General features: G+C 55.8%; 23 protein-coding genes and 1 other RNA gene. 16 read left to right on the top strand and 8 right to left on the bottom strand.

All coding sequences use genetic code 11. From position 1 onward, the window contains the following. The first annotated feature begins 4 nt into the window (after positions 1-4). The 4 genes from WKI84_RS01790 to WKI84_RS01775 all read left to right on the top strand — a co-directional run bounded on the left by WKI84_RS01790 (position 5) and on the right by WKI84_RS01775 (position 6,730). Positions 5-961 carry a DUF4352 domain-containing protein gene (locus WKI84_RS01790; protein ID WP_337861919.1) on the top strand — a complete coding sequence of 319 codons (957 nt, stop codon included), beginning with the start codon at positions 5-7 and terminating at the stop codon, positions 959-961. A 287-nt stretch (positions 962-1,248) separates the two neighbouring features. Then, on the top strand, positions 1,249-2,136 hold the full coding sequence (locus tag WKI84_RS01785) for a CBS domain-containing protein (protein ID WP_337861801.1): 888 nt from the start codon (positions 1,249-1,251) through the stop codon (positions 2,134-2,136). Positions 2,137-2,370: 234 nt separating this feature from the next. Beyond that, the gene (locus WKI84_RS01780; RefSeq protein ID WP_337861800.1) at positions 2,371-3,552 is read left to right on the top strand and encodes an FAD/NAD(P)-binding oxidoreductase; all 1,182 of its coding nucleotides are present in this window, start codon (positions 2,371-2,373) and stop codon (positions 3,550-3,552) included. A 448-nt stretch (positions 3,553-4,000) separates the two neighbouring features. Next, positions 4,001-6,730 carry a hypothetical protein gene (locus tag WKI84_RS01775; protein WP_337861799.1) on the top strand — a complete coding sequence of 910 codons (2,730 nt, stop codon included), beginning with the start codon at positions 4,001-4,003 and terminating at the stop codon, positions 6,728-6,730. 107 nt (positions 6,731-6,837) lie between these two features. Here WKI84_RS01775 and WKI84_RS01770 read toward each other — a convergent pair whose 3' ends face one another. Further along, positions 6,838-8,193, bottom strand: a complete 1,356-nt coding sequence (locus WKI84_RS01770; protein WP_337861798.1) for a DEAD/DEAH box helicase — start codon at positions 8,191-8,193, stop codon at positions 6,838-6,840. Between the two features lie 205 nt (positions 8,194-8,398). On the opposite strand from WKI84_RS01770, the gene WKI84_RS01765 reads away from it, so the two are divergent. From WKI84_RS01765 to WKI84_RS01735, 7 genes are all read left to right on the top strand, one after another. Continuing rightward, a complete protein-coding gene (locus WKI84_RS01765; protein ID WP_337861797.1) occupies positions 8,399-8,716 on the top strand; it encodes a CU044_2847 family protein in 318 nt (105 codons plus the stop codon). A 123-nt stretch (positions 8,717-8,839) separates the two neighbouring features. Then, a complete protein-coding gene (locus WKI84_RS01760; protein WP_337861796.1) occupies positions 8,840-9,403 on the top strand; it encodes a DUF367 family protein in 564 nt (187 codons plus the stop codon). Between the two features lie 131 nt (positions 9,404-9,534). Next, an RNA gene (gene rnpB, locus WKI84_RS01755) (RNase P RNA component) lies at positions 9,535-9,830 on the top strand. Positions 9,831-9,905: 75 nt separating this feature from the next. Further along, on the top strand, positions 9,906-10,085 hold the full coding sequence (locus WKI84_RS01750; RefSeq protein WP_337861795.1) for a hypothetical protein: 180 nt from the start codon (positions 9,906-9,908) through the stop codon (positions 10,083-10,085). An 85-nt stretch (positions 10,086-10,170) separates the two neighbouring features. Further along, positions 10,171-10,551 carry a hypothetical protein gene (locus tag WKI84_RS01745; protein ID WP_337861794.1) on the top strand — a complete coding sequence of 127 codons (381 nt, stop codon included), beginning with the start codon at positions 10,171-10,173 and terminating at the stop codon, positions 10,549-10,551. Between the two features lie 73 nt (positions 10,552-10,624). Beyond that, positions 10,625-11,581, top strand: a complete 957-nt coding sequence (locus tag WKI84_RS01740) for an RsmB/NOP family class I SAM-dependent RNA methyltransferase (protein WP_337861793.1) — start codon at positions 10,625-10,627, stop codon at positions 11,579-11,581. A gap of 1 nt (position 11,582) precedes the next feature. Continuing rightward, a complete protein-coding gene (locus tag WKI84_RS01735; protein ID WP_337861792.1) occupies positions 11,583-12,290 on the top strand; it encodes an NIP7 N-terminal domain-related protein in 708 nt (235 codons plus the stop codon). Here WKI84_RS01735 and WKI84_RS01730 read toward each other — a convergent pair. Together WKI84_RS01730 and WKI84_RS01725 are read right to left on the bottom strand one after the other, a co-directional pair. Beyond that, positions 12,262-12,417 carry a hypothetical protein gene (locus WKI84_RS01730; RefSeq protein WP_337861791.1) on the bottom strand — a complete coding sequence of 52 codons (156 nt, stop codon included), beginning with the start codon at positions 12,415-12,417 and terminating at the stop codon, positions 12,262-12,264. The genes WKI84_RS01735 and WKI84_RS01730 overlap by 29 nt on opposite strands. Before the next feature lie 128 nt (positions 12,418-12,545). Next, the gene (locus WKI84_RS01725; RefSeq protein WP_337861790.1) at positions 12,546-13,610 is read right to left on the bottom strand and encodes a hypothetical protein; all 1,065 of its coding nucleotides are present in this window, start codon (positions 13,608-13,610) and stop codon (positions 12,546-12,548) included. A gap of 118 nt (positions 13,611-13,728) precedes the next feature. On the opposite strand from WKI84_RS01725, the gene cofD reads away from it, so the two are divergent. Continuing rightward, positions 13,729-14,751: a 2-phospho-L-lactate transferase gene (cofD, locus tag WKI84_RS01720; RefSeq protein WP_337861789.1), complete on the top strand. Its 1,023-nt coding sequence runs from the start codon at positions 13,729-13,731 to the stop codon at positions 14,749-14,751. Positions 14,752-14,825: 74 nt separating this feature from the next. Continuing rightward, positions 14,826-15,521 carry a 2-phospho-L-lactate guanylyltransferase gene (gene cofC / locus WKI84_RS01715; RefSeq protein WP_337861788.1) on the top strand — a complete coding sequence of 232 codons (696 nt, stop codon included), beginning with the start codon at positions 14,826-14,828 and terminating at the stop codon, positions 15,519-15,521. On the opposite strand, the gene WKI84_RS01710 is transcribed toward cofC, so the two are convergent. Continuing rightward, positions 15,501-15,851 carry a hypothetical protein gene (locus WKI84_RS01710; RefSeq protein WP_337861787.1) on the bottom strand — a complete coding sequence of 117 codons (351 nt, stop codon included), beginning with the start codon at positions 15,849-15,851 and terminating at the stop codon, positions 15,501-15,503. The genes cofC and WKI84_RS01710 overlap by 21 nt on opposite strands. 121 nt (positions 15,852-15,972) lie before the next feature. Between WKI84_RS01710 and WKI84_RS01705 the strand changes: the two genes are divergently transcribed. Next, positions 15,973-16,731: a hypothetical protein gene (locus WKI84_RS01705; RefSeq protein ID WP_337861786.1), complete on the top strand. Its 759-nt coding sequence runs from the start codon at positions 15,973-15,975 to the stop codon at positions 16,729-16,731. Here the strand turns inward: WKI84_RS01705 and WKI84_RS01700 are convergent. From WKI84_RS01700 to WKI84_RS01690, 3 genes are all read right to left on the bottom strand, one after another. After that, entirely contained in the window at positions 16,706-18,607 is a 1,902-nt protein-coding gene (locus tag WKI84_RS01700) for a DUF2070 family protein (RefSeq protein ID WP_337861785.1), read from the bottom strand. The genes WKI84_RS01705 and WKI84_RS01700 overlap by 26 nt on opposite strands. Before the next feature lie 11 nt (positions 18,608-18,618). Continuing rightward, positions 18,619-18,762, bottom strand: a complete 144-nt coding sequence (locus WKI84_RS01695; RefSeq protein WP_337861784.1) for a preprotein translocase subunit Sec61beta — start codon at positions 18,760-18,762, stop codon at positions 18,619-18,621. Positions 18,763-18,846: 84 nt separating this feature from the next. Next, positions 18,847-19,242: an Sjogren's syndrome/scleroderma autoantigen 1 family protein gene (locus WKI84_RS01690; RefSeq protein WP_337861783.1), complete on the bottom strand. Its 396-nt coding sequence runs from the start codon at positions 19,240-19,242 to the stop codon at positions 18,847-18,849. Between the two features lie 108 nt (positions 19,243-19,350). Between WKI84_RS01690 and yciH the strand changes: the two genes are divergently transcribed. Both yciH and WKI84_RS01680 read left to right on the top strand, forming a co-directional pair. After that, a complete protein-coding gene (gene yciH, locus WKI84_RS01685; RefSeq protein ID WP_337861782.1) occupies positions 19,351-19,659 on the top strand; it encodes a stress response translation initiation inhibitor YciH in 309 nt (102 codons plus the stop codon). A gap of 45 nt (positions 19,660-19,704) precedes the next feature. Next, positions 19,705-20,178, top strand: coding sequence for a hypothetical protein (locus WKI84_RS01680; protein ID WP_337861781.1), 474 nt, complete (start codon positions 19,705-19,707; stop codon positions 20,176-20,178). Here the strand turns inward: WKI84_RS01680 and tfb are convergent. Then, the coding region (gene tfb / locus WKI84_RS01675) for a transcription initiation factor IIB (protein WP_337861780.1) at positions 20,168-20,856 on the bottom strand (689 nt) is incomplete at its 5' end. The two genes, WKI84_RS01680 and tfb, sit on opposite strands and share 11 nt — an antisense overlap.

Here is a 20,856-nt window from a genome sequence, read left to right as displayed (position 1 = left end):
AAAGATGACAAATAGGTTCCTGCTTGTTGGGGGAGCAATTGCAGCCATCGCTGCTGTTGGAGCCCTCATTATCTATTCATTATCGAATTACGGCATCACTCAGGGACCACCGACTACGCCTGAAGAACCGCATGGTACTATGCAAATGGAGCAGATTGCTGAAAGATCCGGAAGAACAAACGATGTTGTTCACGACAGCCGGATTATGATGGAGGTAAACAGTTATGCAATATCGGACAGGATTGACAATCCTCCAATCGTGTCTTCATCAAAGCAGAAATTTCTGACAGTGGATCTATCGGTAAGAAGTATAGGCCACATACTCCCCTTCTCGCCAAATTTGTTTAAACTTAAGACTGATGTAGGAGAAATTGCGCCCAGTATTATTACATCTTCTGTGGACACCGGACTGAGACAGATCTACTTGCCAAAGGATCAAGTCATCCGGACTCTTTTGATATTTGAGAGCCCTAGTTTTGGCAAGACGCCTGCAATATTGGACTATTCAGACAGGTCTTCGTCGTTCAGCATCACTCTTGACCAGCCCGGGTCTTCCGAGTCCAAGTTAGTCGGCGATGCAAAAGTCTTGTATGCAGTTGGCGAAAGCATGAAGGATAATTCGCTACGGCTCAAGACAGACGTGTCGAGTATTGACAGAATAGACAGCTATGCGCCAAAGCCAGATAATGAAGCATTTCGGGTTTCTTTAACATTCCAGAACGAAGGCAATTCCACAGTTAGGGTGGATCCCTCGTATGTCTTCATTCTAGATAACAAGTCCTACATTTACAGCATTAACGAATCTGCCTCCAATAACCTGCCGTCACCACTAAAAAAGACCGACTTGGAGCCAAGTAGCAGTACTACCGGAGATATTATAATAGAAGTTCCAAAGCAATCGGCGGGCTTGACATTGATGTATGCAGGCCCTAACAATACATTTCTTGCAAAGATATATTGAGATATTTGGATGCAAATATGCCAACTTCGACGGAAGTGTACTAGTCGGAAATATTTGTGCTAATTCCAATTATCCAAGCCCGGGTTGATGGGGCATACGCCCTATTTTCTCCCTGAAGCATGCCACTGCTTTTAGCAACAATGCGTAATTATTTAACAAGTGCATGATCAAAATTTCCACCCGATGCGCGACGCATTCTAATACTATATCACTCGAAGATTCAGATTTCTGTGCAATGCACTGCATTCCCGGCTGATAAATATCGCCTGAACTAACGGGAGTTAGTCATGGATATCTCGAATAACAAGAAGGTATCCGATTTAACGCTGGAAGAACTTTTCCCAAGAAAATTAACCGACACAGTATGTATCAATATCCATAAAGAAAGGGAAGTCTGGGTTGCCACATTAATGTGCGCTCAATATCTAGAATCAACTGTAGATTCAATCATAGTGCGAGATGAAGACTTTAAACCAGTTGGAATCGTCGGAGGTTACGATCTATTGGATCATTTGCGAAGGAATCCAACACGCGATTCCCAATACCGGACCAAGGTTGGAGAGATCATGCTTAAGGACTTTCCACAAGTTGAAAAGGAAACAAAATTCAGGGATTTAATGGAAATTTGGAAAAACTCTAGAAGGGCCTTTGCCATCATCATTAACGAATTTGGTGATTGCTCTACCGTGTCTGCAAGGCGAATGATTGAAGTTGGCACAAGATGTAAAACAGACATTTCTGTTTCATCGATGCCGAAAAAGAAAATTGTTACTTTTCGTCAAGACGACCCCTTGAGCAGAATACTGGATCTGATGTACGAAAATAAAACTCGAAAACTTATTTTAGAAAACTCCAACCAATTTATCAGTGACAGGTTAATACTTGGAGAAATCTCAAAGATGCTAAGGTTTCAAACAGATATCGACTACTTTTTGGACATCCCCGCTAATCGGTTTAAACTCGAAAATGCAAAGGTAATTACAGAAGACGTCAGGTTTGACCAACTTTGCTTGATAATGGAAAACATGGATCATCCTTATGTCGTCTATAAAGATACAGTAGTAAGTCCATGGGACGTATGCCTTACTCTGCTGTCAGAAGACTTGACCATGCCCCTTGAAACGGGACATCCGATGATGAGAATGTGCCCGCATTGTGGAAAGTACATAGATTAGGTTTCAGGAAGGATTTGTTGTTCATAAATTCATGTTGAAAACCAGATAGACTGTCACTGTCGGTCTAATTACATCTTGTTATGCAACAAACTCGAAAGATAATTAATTGCAATCAGCATCAAGGATACTACACAACAAGAGCGGGGGAGGTTGACACAGACAGGGATCACAATACATTCTTTGCCGTGCACTGCAGTCTGACTTTTTATCAATCGGTTTCAGAGAATCAACGGTATGCATGGTGGTGAAGATGCTGTTATCAGTGTACTTGGCGGCGGCATTGGAGGCCTAGTTGCTTCTAGCATACTTAAGGATAAACTTGGCAACCGAGCTATAGTGAGACTCTTTGAACGAAAAAAGCATTTTGAATTTCCTCCATCGTACCCGTGGCTCATGTTGGACATGAGACAGCCTGAGCAGGTTCAAAAAGACATGCATGTTCTGAGCAGGAAAGGAATAGAGATCATAAATGATGAGGTTGTCTCGCTAGATATTGTAGACCAGAACAAGAAAGAGATAACAACAAAGAACAATGGCAAATTTTCAAGTGATTTTCTTGTCGTAGCACTGGGAGCCGAATACGCGCCAGAATTGATTCCAGGTTTTCAAGAACGTGCCTTTCACATCTACAATTTGGAATCAGCCCTTAAATTCAGAGAGGCTATTGAAAAATTCCAGGGAGGAACCATAGCAATAGGCATTTCAAGACTACCATTCAAATGCCCTGCAGCCCCGTACGAAGTCGCACTGCTCTTGGATGATTATTGTCGAAAGAAGGGGATGAGGGAGGGCGTAAATTTTGAGTTCTTTACTCCCGAAACAAATCCTCTGCCAGCTGTCGGGCCTGAAATCGGGAGCAAGGTTCTTGAGTTTTTGGAGTCAAGAGGGATAAACTATCATCCAAAGCTCAAGCTTTCCGAAGTAGGAGAAAAAGAGTTAAAGTTTGAAGGAAGCGATATAACAATACCGTATGATCTGCTCTTTTGTGTCCCTCCACACAAAGCACCCAAGGTTGTTACTGAAGCGGGGCTGACAGACCCAACTACAGGATGGATTTCAGTAAATCCTGAAACTCTTGAGACCAAATCCAAAGGAGTTTATGCAGTAGGAGATGTGGCATCATTGCCTACGCCCAGTGGATATGTTCCATATCTACCAAAAGCCGGCGTCTTTGCACATGGCCAAGCTGAGGTGGTGGCAAATAACATTGCTGTGCAGGTCAGAGGAAAAGGTAAGCTCAGGACATGGGATGGCGAGGGTTCGTGTTTTCTTGAGGTGGGACAGGGAAAGAGTGCATTTGTCAAAGGCAACTTTCTAGCTTCGCCCAGACCAGATATCAAGTTTCACATGCCTGACAGGATATGGCACATGCAAAAAGTGTTATTTGAAAAGTATTGGATGCACCACTGGTTCTAGACCAAACTTTGACCTCCATGTGGAATAGTTCCACAGTCAGAAGATCTTGTTCTAACTATATCATCTTCAGAGCAAGGGTTCAGCAGAACTTGAACTACAATGCTATTTTTTGTGAATAATTAATCACCTGGTTTGCCTGTCAAGCGGCGTCGCAGCAGGCGGCCCCTCTTGCTACAGCCTGTACCAGAATCTGGCTCAGCGGCAGGGCAGAGAGATAAATACCGCGCAAAGGTACTTGACAAACGCTTACCGGTTGCTGCATCTGGGCGTATCCGACAATAATAATCCTAAACGTGTCCTTGCTTTTGCCGTCATGGCATCTCTGCTTGCCTCGCTCTTGCACGCGCCCCAAAACTCCCTTGCTGTCGAACCCGGCCAAAAAGATGGCAGAAATTTCAGCCCTAAACCCGTCAACCTGAGCAGGGACGAAAGCTCTTACGGGCCGCAGATGGTTGCTCTCGGCGGCAACACAGTGTACGTCCTGTGGACCACATTTTCTTCTGCCAGCAACAAAACTGGCATCTTTCTGACAAAAAGCAGCGACGGGGGCTCTACTTTTGACAGCCGTGCAACGGTCAGCGAAAAGGTAGGCAGCAATCCGAAACTGGCGGTATCTGGCGATAACAATGTGTACGTGACATGGGAGGGGGATGATACGGATCACAGGAGCAGGATCTACTTTGCAAGGAGCACCGACGGCGGCCAAACATTCGAGAAGCCCGTTGTCCTGAGCAAGGACATCAAGTACTCTGATGCTACGCTATCATACGACCCACAGATGGTGACTACAGAGAAGGGCGTGTACGTGGCCTGGAGCGTATCGAATTATTCCTGGGGCGCAATATTCGTCGCAGCAAGCCAGGACGGCGGAAGCACCTTCAAGGTCGCCAAGGTCAGCACCAACAGTTCTGGGACGGCAAGGATGGCCAAGCTGGCCGCCCCTGGAAATGACGTCTTGTACATAGCGTGGTCCATCGGGGGATATGAATCTGGGAATTACAGTGCCGACATCCAGTTTGCAAGGAGCACCGACGGCGGCAAAAGCTTCCAGCCCGCAAAGAATCTGCGAGGCGCAAAGCCGTTTGAAGCGTGGCCCCAGCTCGTTGCAGACGGCAGGAATGTATACGTCACCTGGATCGACGCAGATGCTCCCGGTCATCCAAATCTTGTGCTGGCCAAAAGCACCGACGGCGGCGGCACATTTTCCAAGTCTGCCTTGACACCGAGAGGCAGCGGGCCTGCAGTAGGAGGGGGGTGGCAAGCATCCCCTGTGGATGGAAAGGTCGTCTGGGCGTGGCAGCAATTCTATAACGGCTATGGCGTGTTTGTGATGAACGACAAAGGCACAGTCAAGAAAATTTCAGGCGACCTCTACCGGGATACGAGCCCTTACGAAACTGCCCTGGCCCCTTCCATTGCAAGCAGGGGTGACATGGTATACATAGCATGGCGCGACGCCCTTTCAAACTATGAGACCTTTGTTGCTGCCAGCACCGACGGCGGCTCGACATTCAGCAGCCCTGTTAACCTCAGCAACACGGCAGGCGATACGGTCGATGCGCCGCAGGTGGCAATCGCCGCCGGCGGCGGAGGAGGAGGGGCGTACGTGGCATGGACCGACGAGATTCAGGGCAGCAGGGACGTGTTTTTTGCGAAAATTCTACCTGACACCTTTGCTGACAGCAGCAACCCTGCCGCAAAGCCCTCGGAACCGCCGGCAGCTGCAACCCCTCCTATCGCCACTGTGGCAGAAGAGCAGGTGTTCGAGATATGGGCTACAGATTCAGAGATATCGCAGGCATGGTGGACGTCAATTGAAGGCAGGATTCATCCTCGGCCCCAGCCTGACGCCGGCAGGGAGATCAAGTACGATGAAGAAGGGAACGTGACAGACCCCGGCTCTGGCGTCGTTTTCTCTACAGACGTGACAAGGCCGGACGGATCGCGCTATGCCGCACCATCATTTAACGATGCGGCCGGCTACGGCAACAATGGCGTATACAGCCTGTACTACATGTACCCTGACATTACGCGAAACATGACCGGCCCGTGGACTTTACAGGCAACTGCAAAATGGATCGCCAACGGAACGGCACACGAAATCAAGAGCAACGCCATCCGGGTAATCGTAAGGGAGCCGGTATTTGCAGGCAACGGGATCAGCGAAATAGGTAACGAAAAACTTGTCAGGCTGTCCCATTCCGGCTCCAACCCGCCAGTGTTTCAGATACTCGACTGGAAGCCTAGCAGAGACAAACAAAAAGAAGAAGAAGACAGCAGCGCAAGTTCTGTACTGATATCGTACCAGGACTTTTCGGCCAGCCCCCGCCGGGGATGGGACCTTGCATTGATGAGCTGGGATGGAAAAGAGATAACAAGGCTCAATTTCCCAACGTCGCATTACATTTTCCAGGCCCGGTTTTCTCCTGACGGGGGCAAGATACTGGCAGGTGGCATGCTTGAAGACGAGAACAAGGTAGAGCTCATAGTTTACGACCTGCGCTCAGAGACGACAATACCCCTACCCGGCGCTGGCGCCAGCAGCAGGTACGACCATTTTGGCTATGCGGATTGGACTCCGGACGGCAGGGTTGTCTACGTCGACGAGGAGGTGGACAGGCTGGCCTACGAAAGCAAGGGGCCTGTGATATGGGTGATGGACATGGATGGCGGCAAAAAAGACGTCATCTATCAGGGCCAGGACAAACTCTACGCAACAGACGTGAGCCCTGACGGCAAGAAAATAGCGTTCCTCCGGAACCTCTATCCTGCCAGCCCGGGCATGGACTTGGTCGTGTTTGATGTAGAGAAAAAGGAATTCACCAGCTTGGTTAGCGGAGAGAGCCTGGGCTCTCCCCGCTGGAGCCCCGGCAGCGATCTTGTGTTCTACCAGACGTTCAACACCAACAAGGTGCCTGGAGGCTCTCTGAGGCTTGCAAGCTCAGACGGCACGCTGAAGGAGAATCTGTACGAAGTCTTTATTGGCGCCCCGTCAAGCTTTGCCATCAGCCCTGACGGCAGCAGCGTCCTGATGTCTCTGGATGCGGGCAAGCTGGCAACTCTGACTCTGGCGCAGGCAGTTCCCGAGTTCGAGGTCGGCCTGTTTGTAGCTGCAGTTGCTCTGGGGGTGCTCGTCGCGCTGGGCAGGCTGCTTGCAAAGAATAGGGCTGCTCTGTGAAATGACGGGGGCGGGGGTTTGAAAGAAAGATGGGGGGTGGTGGGAGGACGCGACTTTCGGATCTGGCGTTGACTCACCCACTTGCTCGCTCGCTCTGCCACGGTAGGTTAGCCAAGGAGAGTCCTCTGGCTCGCCGACGGCCGCCTCCCGCCTGCGACTCTTGAATGCCGCGAGCTTTTCGCCGCGCCGTCGTCCTCTCCCCTCCCTCCCTTTTCTATTGCAGCCTTGACGACCCTGAGCATGTTGTCGTCCTTGGTGCCGTTCACGTAGACTATGTAGACGAGCGCGTGCTCCTTGCCCTCCGCCTTCCTGACGACGCGGCCGATCCTCTGGGCCACCTGGTTCATGTTCGACGTGCTTGCGATTATGATGGCGATGCCCACCTGCGGCACGTCATACCCGATTTCAAGGGTGTGCACCGACAGGAGCGGGAAATAGTCCCTGCCCCAGCTCTCCAAGATGTCCTGGCGCTCCTGCCTCCTGACGCCGTTGTGGATGGTGCGCGCAGGGATGCCCGAGCTTTCAAGCATGTCGCGCAGCTGCTGTATCGAATCGACGGTCTCTGAAAATATCATGATGCGCTCGCCGGGGTGCTTTTTCACAATCTCGACTGCCCTTGCCAGCTTTTGCCGCGTCGAGCTGAGCACCTCCTTGCGCTTGCGCACGGCTGCAAACCACGTCTTGGCCATGGTCGCCCTCGCGCCGCCCCGGGCAAGCATCTTGGTCATCTTGACAGGATCGTAAGCCTGCAGCTTTCTAGAGATCTCTTTGATGGCCGCGCTCGCCTCGTCGTAGATCTTTTGCTCCTCGTCTGTGAACCTGACCTGCTCCTCCACGATGACCGGCCTGGCGAGCCTGCCGTCTGTCACTGCATCCTTTATCATGTACTTTTTTACCGGAGGGGCCACGGTAAGTATAGTCTGGTACTTGGGGTCGCGCTCGTCTATAGTGGCAGTGAGCCCGAGTATCGCCTTTCTGTGGTCTTCGACTATGACGTCAAATATCCTGTCGTACTCCGAGGCGCTCTCGCTCACCAGGTGCACTTCGTCGAGCACCACCATGTCGGCGTTCCTGATGAGGTCAAAGTTGTTTATCACACTCTGGTACGTGCTTATGGTTATCTCCCTTGTCATGTCCTTGCGCTCGCCGTAATAGACGCCAATAGCGTTTTCGTCGATGCCGTAGCTCAGCAGGCGCCGGACGTTCTGGTCTATCAGCACTATCCTTGGCACCAGGAACAGGATGCGAAACGTCTTGGCGCCGGCGGCCGCGCGGCGCGCACACTCCCACGCTATCTCTGTCTTGCCCGTGCCCGTGCTAAAGATGACAGAGCCCCTGCAGCCGTTTTCCACCCACGCGCCTGCAGCCTCCACTTGGTCCCTTTTCAGCTCAAAAGGGAACCGGAGGCTTGCAATCGCCGCCGCAGACGGTGGCGATGATGACGACGACGGTGCTGTTGGCATTAAATCGCAGAGAGCTGGAATGGCCGGCGCTAAAAACTTTGGCGCCTCCTCCCCTTCCCTACCCGTCCCCCCTCCTCTTCCTCCTCCTGCCAACCGATGCAGCCAGGCGCCGCCATGCTGTCCTTGCCTTGATGCAATATTGCGGGCCTGCGGCATGGTTTTGGCCTGATGGGGAAATGCTTTTCTACTCTGTCCCTGTGCTGCAATGGCAATGGGCAGACTGATCGAATTCAAGACTGACAGTGGAATAGTCCTCATTGAAAGCGCGACGGGCGAAAAGCCGGGCCGCACCACCCGTGCCCTTGGAGTGGAGAAGAAAATCGGGAAAAAGCTTTCTGATCTCATTGAAGTCATCCAGCCGATGACCGAAACCATCATCGAATCCATAGACAGGCTCGACAAAAAACCGGATTCGATTTCGGCCGAGTTTGGGCTGAGCATATCCGGCGAGGGCAACATCTTTGTGGTAAAGGCTGCCGGAGAGGCCAGCCTGAGGGTCACTTTTACTTGGGGCAAGTCGTAGCAGCAGTAATATAATAATCCCTGTGCGCGCGGCGGCAGCGGCGTCTGAAGCAGAGTGCGGGTGCGGGTGCAGGTGCAGGTGCGCAGGCAAACCTGCCCTTGCTTGCCAAAAGAATAGGCTTTAATGGTATTACGTCTCATGAACGTCGTGGAGCCGCAGGTCTACATGATGCGCCAGGACGACCCCTTCAAGTGCACCGCGGCCAAGCTGGCAAAATTCGGCATCGCGCAGCCTGTGCGCTTTATCAAAAAGGACACTATCGTGCTCAACCCGTTTTCAGACACCCTGCTATCGAAAATGGACCTTGCAATAGCCGGCTCTGTCTGCGCCGTGGACTGCTCGTGGGAGAGGGCAGACGAGGTAGCCCGCCACGAGAGGGTGTTCTCGTCAGGAATAGGCAGGCGCCTGCCTGCCATGCTTGCGGCAAACCCTGTCAACTATGCCAAGCTGGGCAAGCTGTCGTCGGCAGAGGCGCTTGCAGGAGCGCTGTACATCCTTGGCGACAGGCAAAAGGCCCGGCAGATAATGGACAAGTTCAAGTGGGGCCACACTTTTTTAGATCTGAACGCGGACCTGCTGGAGGACTATGCCCGGTGCGAAAACCCTGAGCAGGTCGCGCAGGTCGAGCAAGAGTATTTCCCTCACCCTCCTCGCCCTGACGACAACCAGCCGCAGCAGCAAAGCTGAGGTTCTCGCTGTCTTTGCACGCGTACTCTCCCCTCTCCCTAGCTGAAACACGATAGGGACGTTCCTGCATGTGCAGAGGGGATAAAGACGCGCCACACGTATAATAGCAGGCTTTGGCATCAATATAACGTGCGCGCCGGCGGGCGGGCGACTCGATAAGAGAGGAAACTCCTCCCTCGCTGCAGGCACCCGAATTAGCGATAATTAGCCGGAGACGGCTGGCTACGGAACAGAAAAGAGATCCAGTCGGGAGCGCATCTGTGATGGCTGCGACGACAAATGGCCTGAGATTCCCGATACTGGAATGAAACCAACTGCCGACCCGGGTGGAGCAAGGCCAAACAGAGCGCAAGGGTCCTGCACCTGCTCAGGTTGGCTGCTCAGCGGAATCCCGCCTAGAACAGAAGGAGGGTTACGGCCGGCACGCACATTCATTTTATGAATGCCTTTTCTATAGCATTCCTGTACAAAGTTTATCAACAAGCTAGGATGATTACAAACAGTGGCCAAGCCATCGCCCTCGCCAGCAGCAGGAGAGAGAAAGCAAGCCAGAAGCAACAACCGTTTCTATGACGACGAAAAGCTGGAGAACATGGTGCGCTATTACAAGATAGAGGACAACTTTGACTCGCTCCTGAACTACATCAAGCGCAGGGGCTTGGTCGAAGACGAAGCGCGGTAGTAATAATAATAACTATTGCGATAGTTAGTGCATTTCTTTTCAAAAGCAAGAAACTCTTATCTTCTCTTCCGCCCAAGCAAACTGCGTGCAGGTAAAACTGGTTCTGGTCGCCCTGGCCGCTGCGGCCGCATTGGCGGCAGGATATTTCGCTTTTGCCTGGCTGAGCAGGCCGCCTTATGTGCTTGAAGTGGATGCAACCCGGGACACCACCGACATCTCGGGCACGCTCTACCGGGTGCGGGTGGCAAACGCCGGCACCGAGCGGCTGACCGGGATAACGGCAGAGCTAGGCGCAGGCGACGTGCAAAGGTGGGACGCGCTGGAGCCGGGCCAGACGTACTACTTTTATCCAGACCCAGACACGCTTGCCTCCACGATCCGCGTCACCACAAACGAGGGCATAGAAATAGTGACCGACTACCGCACGCCGGCAAAGACGCTTGGGCTCCCCGGCGCCGGCAGGTAGCAGCAAAAAGAGAGAGAAGGACGGCAAAAAACAGCAAAATAAATGTGGACGCTGCGCGCCACCCTCTTTGCTGTTGGCACTCCTGTTTGAAAAAACCCCTCTGTCTATCGAGCTTGCGGCCAGGTACGGATACGACGAGTGGCTCGTGGGCAGGTTCCTGCAGTACGTGCCGGATGTCACAACATTCATGGCCAAGATGGAGCAGCCGCCCACGCAGTACCTGCGGGTGAACACGATCAAGACGGGCAGGGAAGAGCTGGCAACAAGGCTGGCTGCAAAGGGGTTCGAGCTTGCCGCCACTCCGATCCCCGAAGTGATGGCGGTGAAAAAGGCGCCCATGTCTGCCGGCGCCACGGTCGAATACATGCTTGGCCACTATTACATACAGGACCTGAGCTCGTGCATGGCAGTCGAGGCGCTGGACGTCAGGGAGGGCCAGTCCGTGCTCGACATGGCGGCGGCGCCGGGGGGCAAGACGACCTTTATGGCGCAGAGGATGAACAACACCGGCTCGATAGTCGCACTGGAGCCTTCGGAAAGGAGGGCGCGCTCGATGGAGTTCAACATGGCCCGCCTCGGCGTGTGCAACACGTGCATATGCACGGTGGACGGCCTGCAAGCGCCAGAGCTTGGCGAGTTTGACCGCGTGCTTCTGGACGCGCCATGCAGCTGCGAAGGGGTGATAGCCCGGGATCCGTCGAGGAAGACGAGCCACCTGCCAGCCGACGTGGACTATTGCGCGGCCCTGCAGGGCAGGCTAGTCGAGGCGGCAGTCAATGCCGCTAAGCCGGGCGGCCTGATAGTGTACTCTACCTGCTCTTTTGCGCCGGAGGAGAACGAGGCCATAGTCGACGGCATGGTGCGCAGGTTTGGCGTCGAGGTGGAAGAGCCGTTTGCGCACGGGAGCAGGGGCGTCGAGTCGTTTGGCAGGATGGAGTTTTCTGGCGCCGTGAGAAACGCGCGGCGGTTCTACCCGCACCTGCACGACACCACCGGCTTTTTCATTGCCCGGATGAGGAAGAGAAAGTGACATGGCAGGCGCCACAACAATAAAGTACCGCAGGCCGACAAGGGAGGAGCAGACCGTCATAAACAGGGCGCTTGACAGGTGGGGCGCCTTTGACGCGCTCGCCTCTTCCGGAGCAGCAGCCTTTGCTTTTCTTGTAAGGGATGAAGGGCCGGCAACAAAGAAAAAGCAGCAGGTCTGCATCATCGCCTCCCGCGACCTTGCGGAAAAAGCAGTCGCCCTGAACCCGCGCGTGGCCGGGCTTGCCATAGGCAAGCTGGGCGGCAAAAAGAAAAAGCAGTTTACGCCTACCCTCCAGGGCGCAGACCTGTTCGCCCGGGTCGGCAAAAAGAAGAAGAAGGAGGGCAAGTTCTATTACGTTGCAGTGGGCGACGCCGCCGAGAAGCTCGTCCTCTACGGCAGGGACGTGATGGGGGACTCGGTTCTGGAAGCGTCGCCAGAACTTGGCGAGAACGAGCTTGTCATACTCGTCAACGCAAGGGGCGAGGCCCTCGGCATAGGGAGGACGCGCTTTGCAGGCAGGTCGCTTTTGCAAAAGGGGAGGGTAACGATAACCACCCTTGCAGACGCCGGAAGCTACCTGCGGGATGAAAGCGGCCGCGACGAGGGCAATGGCGGGAGCAGCGAGGGGCGGGCCAAAATTATGCGGCCTGGCTCTGCAACTGCTAATGCTAATGATGCTGCTAGCCGGTCTCTACCGAGACGTTCTTGAGGACGGAAGCGACATAGTCAGGGGTCGTCTCCAGCTTTTCCGATATGCTCTTGATGGTCATCCCGCTGTCGTACAGCTCAAAGATGCGCTCGTCAAGATCGTACTTGACCTCTTCCTCTGTTCTCATATGTGCAAGCTCTCTGTCGTCTTCAGGAATAATAGGGGTTGTGATCCATAAACTATGTACAATGTTGTGAAATAAAATAAAGCGGGTGGAAGGCGCAGCTCTTTCTTTTTTTGCTTGCTGCTGTGGCTTTACTTTCTGGACTTCCACAGGATGAATACCGCGATGGCGCCCATCATGCCGCCGAACACGAGCAGCACCTGTATCGGGAACCCTCCGGTGGCAGTCGAAACGCCCTCCGGTGCCTCCTTGGTGACTGCGAAAAACTCAGAGTCCTTTTGCGTGGTGTCTGTGTTGGCAAATCCTGCGATCTGGATCTGGCCGCTTGGTGCCGGGACCTGCGAGTGTATCTGGACTTTGGTGCCTCTGACCGTCGCCTCCACGTCCTTTTCTTCTGCCTCAAACGTGCCCTCGCGGAAGCTGCTCTCGCCAAGCGAATATATCGACACCACCTTGGCGCCACTCTCTTCGCGGAAGAATGCTGACGACTCTACCAGGCTGCCTGAAGGGTCAAAGAGGAAGTGCCACGTGTCCATCGACTGGTTAAAGCGCCTAAAGTCGAGTATCGGCTCGTCCAGTATCTCAGCGGCTGCCGTAGCGTCCAGCTCGGCCGCCAAGTCGGGATATATCTTTTCAAGCAGACCTATCGGCCTGCTGATCTCCATCTCGCCAAGTTCCGGCGCGTTGACCACGATGGGCTCCTTTACAAGTACGCCTCTCCATTCAGCATCAACGATCTCGCCAGAAAAGTCCTGCTCTGCGCCCCTGCTCAGCACAAACTTTTCAAGCGTCGGAGCCGCCTCGATCTTGAACGAGACGAGGGTGCTGGCCGGGCCCGGCTTGACGACTGCGGTATAGGTAAGCTTGATGCTTGTCGCCTGCGCGGGGCTGCCTGCATCGATGAAGCCTTTGTTAAAGGCTGCCAGCGCGTTGATCACGCCGCTGTCCGTGCTGTCCGTCCCGCCCTCAATCGTAAACTTGATCCTCGTGTCCTTCTCGCCAAACTGGCTGGCAAGGGCGCTGCCCGAGGGGTAGCGGAATTCAATGTTCTTGACTCCGATAAAGTGGGCCTCTGCCTTGTTGCGCTCTGGGACCAGCACGGCGTTCATGTCGTTTGCAAAAGCTCTTGGCACTACGCCAAACGCCAAAAGTGCGATAAAGACCGTCGCGGCAGCAACTACGGATAACGACTTCACAAAGGAATCTCGGCCACTTCCTTTTATAATCTTTATCTTGGCGCCATGCCGCTTTTTGCGGATTCCGTCGTGCTAGGTATAATATGGCGCCCCTGCATTGACAATGTGGTCAATAGCTATGGTGAAGATAACGGTGATCGCAGGGGGCACGGGCTCGGTCAAGCTGGTGCGGGGCCTTGCGCAGGCTGCAAGGACAGGAGGGGGGAGGGAAAAGGAAAAGAAGGACGACCTTGCAGTCATTGCAAACGTAGGCGACAACATCTGGCTCTATGGGCTGTACGTCTGCCCTGACATCGACACCGTGGTGTACGGGCTTGGCGGGATGCTCGACGAAAAGAGGGGGTGGGGCGTCAGGGGCGACACCTTTTCTTTTCTTGACCAGGTGGCAAAGGTGGCGCCAGCGCAGGCGGCAAGCAAGGGTGAGAAGCCCTGGTTCTCCCTTGGCGACCGCGACCTTGCGATGCACGTCCTGCGCACGGCCATGCTGCGGGAGGGCAAGAGCCTGTCAGAGGTGACGGCTGCAGTCGCAAAGCGGCTTGGAATCCGGGAAAAAATAATCCCTGCCACTGACGACGACGTGCAGACCATGATATCCGCCGCAAGGGCGCCAGGCGGGGCTGATGCAACGTCGACAACAACAACAACTACTACCATGCACCTCCAAGAGTTCTGGGTCAAGAACCGGGGCAGGCCGGCAGTGCTTGGCGTGCAGTACCGGGGGATTGAAAAGGCAAAGCCGAGTGCCGATGCAATGCGCGCCATCAGAGACGCCGACATGGTGATAATCGCCCCGGGCAACCCTGTATCGAGCATAGGCCCTACGGTCGCTCTTGCCGGCCTGCGCCAAGAGCTCGCACGCGCAAGGGACAGGGTCGTCGCAGTGTCTCCCATGATAGGCAACAAGGCCGTGAGCGGGCCGGCAGCCAAGTACATGAAAGCCGTGGGGCTGCCAAGCTCGCCAGAAGGCGTCGCAAGGTATTACCAAGATTTTGCCGGCACGCTGGTCATCTCTGAAAGCGACAGCCGCATGTCAGGCCGCATTGAAGGCCGGACCGGCATGCGCGTGAGGCTGGCAAACATAACGATGAAAAGCAGCAGGGACGAGGTCGCGCTGGCAAGGTACTTGCTTGGGCGGAGATAGGTGGAGAGGAAGAGGGGCGGGGCAGGAAAAGAAGGAGGAGAGAAAGAGGGGGTGTTGTTGTCGTCGTGCCATTGTTGAAAGAGGAAGATACGTTTGCCATTGTCCCCGTCAAGCGGTTTGAAAACTCGAAGACCCGCCTTTCGCCCATTTTGACAGACGGCGAGCGCGCCCAGCTCGCCGGCCTGATGCTTGGCGACACGCTCAAGGCGCTTGCAGCGACAGGCGTGCGCATCGTAGTGGTTTCAAGCGACGGCAGGGCAAAAGAGGTGGCAGACCTGCACGGCGCCACCTTTCTGCAGCAGGGGTCCGACAGCGGGGTCAACTCGGCAGTCGCGCTTGCAGACGCGTACTGCAAGAAAAACGGGGCCGTCGCCAGCATCGTCGTGCCGCAGGACCTGCCGCTGCTCGACGCCAAGGATATTCGGCGAATCATAGCCACGGCGGCGGAGGACGAGCGGTGCATAGTGATCTGCCCCTCTGTCAGGTACGACGGGACAAACGTGCTCCTGCGCAGGCCGCCTGCCGCGATAAAGACGCACTATGACAGCAACAGCTACGAGATGCACCTGCAGGCAGCAAGGCAGGCCGGCATCCCTGCACGCGTCGCCCTGATCGAGAGGCTGATGTTCGACGTTGACACGCCGGCAGACGTGGCCGAGCTTGCGATGCGGGTGGAGAAAAACAAGCAAGGTCTCTCTGCTGTTGCCACTTCAGCAGCTGCCCAGTTTCTTGCAAAGAAATGCCGCAAGTCAGGCGGCGTTTTCCGGTAGGCCATCGATTATCCTGACGGTCTGGCTGTACGATGACACCATGAACTTTATGTCCGAGCCCACCGCGAGCGCCCTGGCGTCTGCCTCTGTGACTGGATACTGCACCACCGTCCCGCGCCCTATCCCAAAGACCCTGTCTTCGCTTGTTATCAGGACTGTCACGGTGTTTGTCAGCCGGGGCCTGCCCTCGAACTGGAGCACGCCTACGCCTTTCTCTACCACCTTGCCGGTGACAAGCGAGAAAGAGCGGGCCGTCACGGCTAGCGCGACTGCGCCCAGAACCACAAGGGCCATGCACAGCACGACGGTCAGGTCTCTCCAGTCAGCCACACCCGCGCGTTATGGCCGCCGGCTTATTTCTGTTGTCACCGCCCTTGCTGCTTCCGACTAACTAACCATCTCTTCAATGCTTTTTCTTAAATAGCCGGGCTGCCAAAGAGCGGGGAGACGCATGAAAGGTGATGATGATGGTGATTGTGATTATAATTATGATTGTGTCGGCGACCCCGGCCTTGCCCGTGCCCGGATGATAGTCAGGGCGCTGCCTGCCATGGAGCATGCGACCACGCGGGAAAGGTTCCGCGCCGCGTCAGGCGTCGCCGGCAGCGGCAGCAGCAGGTCGGCGGCCGATTCGCTCCTGGACTATGTGCTTTCAAAGGGGATAGGCACGGAGGGAAAAGGCGGTGGCAACGATAATAGTGATGGTGACGACACATCCCTGTCGTTTTCAGGCCGCGACAGGCTGCGCGCCGCGGCCCTTGCGCTTGAAGCCGGCTGCGACATCGAGCAGGTGTCGCAGGGCCTTTCCTGGAAGGACTTTGAGGGGCTTGCTACGGAGGTGCTCTCGTCGCTTGGATTTGCGACCCGGGCCAACGTCCGCTTTACAAAGCCGAGGATGGAGATCGACGTGCTCGGCATCCAGGCCGGCTTTGCCCTCGCCGTCGACTGCAAGCACTGGAAGCGCGGCAACCTGTCGTCCATTTCGCGCTTTTGCGAAAAGCAGGCGGTGCGGGCGGAGCGGCTGGTCGGCGGCGACTCTTCGATATCGGTTGCCGTGCCTGCCATACTCACGCTCCACGCAGAGAGCACGCGCTTTGTAGGCGGGATACCCGTGGTCCCTGTCTGGCAGTTCCGCTCGTTTGCAATGGACGCAAGGGGCTATCTCGGCGAGATGCGCGCAATCGTCAGGCAAGGATCTGCAGCGCGATAAAAGCCGCGCAGGTAACGCCCACAAACGCCTTCGTTATGCCCATCGACCTGTCAAGTGCCGACGAGTAGTCGCCAAACTGCGACCCCATGACCTTTACCTCCGTCGTGACGGCTGCCAGCTCGAACCTGCACCGCTGGGCCCTCTGCATGGCAAGCCGGGCAAGCCTGGAAAACGCCACCGCCACTTTTTCGCGGCTGTCCTGGGTGCTCCCAAGCGGGAAATAGCCGCCGGCTGCGCCCTTTTTGCCCGATGTCGCGTGCGTGTCAGACGAGCACGCCTCTGCTACCATGGTGGTGGCAGTAGTCGTAGCCGTGCCTGATGCCGCTGAATCAGTAACAGCAGTAGTAGTAGCCGCCGCAGCGGCAACAATCCTGTCGCGCACGCTGTTTTCCATGTTGTTCGAGTCGGCCCACGCTATCGCAAAATCCCTGCCTGTGGCCGTGCGCAGGGCAAGCACCACAAGGCCGGCCTTGCCAAGCTCGACCGAGCCTGCAAGGTTGCTGCGCGAAACGTCGTCGTCGTCCTGCATGACTGCCATGCCGGCAAGAAACTCGCCCTGATCCGCGTCCTTTAGGCCGTCAAGGCATGCTTTTGCTGCGGCCAGAAGGTCGGCCCTGTCGCCGTCGCCTATGTGGTCGCCCATGGCGTTGTGGCAGTCTACCAGCATCAGGTTCCCAAACCCGAGGCGCGCGGCGTGCGACTCGAGCTCGTCCCTGACAGAGTCGGGCACGTCTTCCATGCCCTTTGGCGCAAGCGACAGCATCAAAAGGGCGCTCCTGCCAAACGCTATCCCTGTCGCAGTGGCGCTCCCCTGCCTGCGCTGCACCGGCTCGCTGCACGTGCTGCCCGATTCTCTGGCTTGCAGCCTGTCCAGGCCGGCGACGTACCTGCTCACTTCTTTCCCCGAGGGGATGTTGAGCGAGTGGTCAGAGACGCTGTGCATCACAAGGGCGCGCCGCGAAAACCGCTCGTGCAGGACGTGCGGCAGGTTGCTGCCGCCGACGTTGCCAAACGGCCCGGGGTGGACATCTGGCAGGACTATGGCCGCAGTCATTGCTCCAGCCGCCGCCCCTGCCTGCGCACTTTCCACCGGCACCATCGTGAGCACCTTGGTCGACACGCTCTCGCTCCTCGCTTTTGACTCGAAATATTCCTCCATCCCGTCTGTCTTGTTCTCTGTCCAGGCCGACAGGAACGCCTGCAACAACCTGAACGTGCTTTCGACCTGCGGCCTCCCGGCCCTGTCTGCGATGATCGCCCACGTGATGGCAAGGGCCACAAACAGGGCGCCAAACGCAAGGCCGACCACCGGCTCTACCAGCACAGCGGCATAGTACTGGGGCGGGATGAACGATAGCGCGAAAAGCACCGGGGCGACAAGGCATATTGCAACGGCCCTGAGAACCCCTGCCCCGAACACGGACGTGAATATGCCGACCCTCAGGCCGGCTGCCAGGAACATGCCTGCCACGATATAGCCCTCGCCCTGCTTTGCAAAGACGGCGTTTGCAAGCGCCCCTGCCAGGACGGTGAGCGCCCACAGCAGGTTTGCAAACGACGAGACATGGACCACTTTGGACAGCTTGTTGACCGGCGTGCCGCGCAGCATGGCAAAGTCCAGAAACGCCAGACCTGCCGTGGCCGCAAGCCCTGCCGGCAGGTGCACCGCAAGCCCCGCCAATCCTGTACCAAGGTGAAAGATGTGCGATGCTGCTATTATTGCGCCTGCGCACGCAAGCGTCATGGCAAAGGACGCCCTCAGGGTGGTCGGGGTCAGCCTTGCAAAAGACCAGCGCCTGTGGATGTTAGAGACGTCGTCGTCACCATTGCCGCCTGCTTCTCTTCCTCCGCCACCCTGTCTTGTTGCCGTCAACATATCTCGTCGGCTCAGCCAGCCGGGAAGATTATCCTGATTGCTATGGACACGCCTATCATGGCGCCGGCGCCGGCCAGCACGTACTCTGGCTTGACCTTGATGCCCTTTGTCTCATCCTCGAAAAAGCGCAGCAGCCCTGCACTGGAGGCCGGCAACGGGGCATTCTTTTTCTTGCTGCTCAACGGGACTAGTCTGGTTTCATTCTTTTAAATACATTCCGTTTCCCTGCTTCTGCCCTGCTAGCCGAGCTGGAGCGCCCGCATCTTTTCCAGTATCCGAAGGTACGTCTCGAGCAGGCTTGCTTTCTCCTTCTGCACGGCGGTGTCCCTCTCGTCCTTCAGCTCCTGCGCTAAAGCGGTTATCTTGGCCTCTATGGCTGCCGCTGCGGCTGAAGATGGCAATGCCGATGGTGGGGATACTTCTGGCTGCTTCGCCACCGTCGCAGCGGGTGCGCCGGCCGCAGGCGTTTCTTTCTTGCCTGACTCGTTGCCGCAGTTTATGCAGGACACCTTGTCTGCAAACCTGACCTGCACCCCTCCGCATTTTTCGCACGGCTCGCTGACAAGCGTCCCTCCCTTTAGCAGGATCGACGCCGCGCTCTTGATTCTGGCACCGTTGTCTTCTTTGGCCGCCATGTATCTATACTGCGACTTTACTGTGCAGCCGCATGCAAATATCTGTTGTGTGCGAGGGCCACAACAAGGCTTAATAATAGGAATCGTGGAAACCGAGTTAGTTACTCGATGGCGCTTATCTGCAAAAAATGCGGTCTCCCCGACGATCTATGCGCCTGCGGGGAGCTCGACAAGGAGGACGCCCGGATTGTCGTCCGCCTGGAAACGCGCCGCTTCTCCAAGACGACGACCCTCATAGAGGGTATCAACCCCAAGATTTCGGACATGCAAAAGATAGTCAAGGAGCTAAAGAGCACGTTTGCCTGCGGCGGGACGGCCAAGGACGGCTTTATCATGCTGCAGGGCGATCACCGAGACGACGTCAAGAACTACCTTGTGAAAAAGGGCTTTAACGAAGCCGCGATTGAAGTACAGTAGGAGACTCGGTAAGGCATTTAAGCCGGCCGGACAGGATTTTCTCCATTGCCCAGGCATCGTCGTATCAATAACAACAACAATAACAACGTCCGGGGGCGCAAACTGGAGGGCAACGCCGGCGAGACCGTCAGGATAGCATCCATAGTGCAAAAGGGCGTGTCTGCGGGCAGGTCCAGCTACGTCGAGATGCGCGCCCTTGCACGCCAGACGGGCCAGAACATCCGGACGAGGGTGCGCGCCATCCTGCCACGGCTGTCGCATGACCGCGGGCTGGACGCGCTGCTCCGCGGCCTTGCGCAGGAGATGCCTGAAGGCTATACAGACGTTCTCACGCCAAACGGCGCCGTCATGCAGGAAAAGCTGGACGCGCTGCTTTCGATAGATGCCGACATCGCCACCTGCCTCGGCATCCTGGAATCTGAATTAAAACAGGGCAACGGGAAAAAGGCCGAAGCGGCAGAGACGCTTGAAGAGCTGGTGCAGGAAAGGAAAAAGTTTGTGGCCGCCCTCAGAGCTTGAGGTGCGTCTTTAGGCCCTTGTAGCGGTTGCGTATCGTGACTTCTGTCACGCCTGCCGCCTCTGCCACGTCTTTCTGCGTCTTGTTCTCGCCGTTCATCACGCACGCCACGTAAAGCGCCGCAGCTGCGAGGCCCATCGGATCCTTGCCGGCCGAGATCTTGCCCTCTTCTGCCTTTTTCAGGATTTCCAGGGCCTTGCGCTTGGTCTTTTCAGACAGGCCGGCCTTGCTTGCAATCCTTGCGACACATTTCACAGGATCGACGACAGGCATCTTCAGGTCAAGCTCGCGTATCAGAAGGCGGTAGCACCGGGCCACGTCCTTTTTCTTGATGTTGCTTGCGTTTGCAATGTCTTTGAGCGTCCTTGGCGTCTCGGTGTCGCGGCACGCCGCGTAAAGAGCAGCCGCTACCAGAGCAGAAATAGAGCGTCCCCTCACGAGGCCCTTTTCAAGCGCCTTGCGGTAAACGTACGCCGCCTTTTCAATCACCGCGTCGCCGACTGCCAGCTTGTCCTTGAGCCTGTCAAGCTCTGAGAACGCCTGGCGGAAGTTGCGGTCGACCGGCTCGTGGACCTGGCTCCTGCTGTCCCACGTCCTGAGACGCTCGATGGTGCTCTTCATCGAGGCGGACAGCGGCTTGCCCGACGCGTCCTTGTCCACGGGGCCTATGATGGTGGCAA

The organism is Nitrososphaera sp. (genome assembly GCF_037447015.1).
GTDB lineage: Archaea > Thermoproteota > Nitrososphaeria > Nitrososphaerales > Nitrososphaeraceae > Nitrososphaera.
Note: the sequence above shows the minus strand (reverse complement) of the source record. Positions and strands in the feature narration are given on the sequence as shown.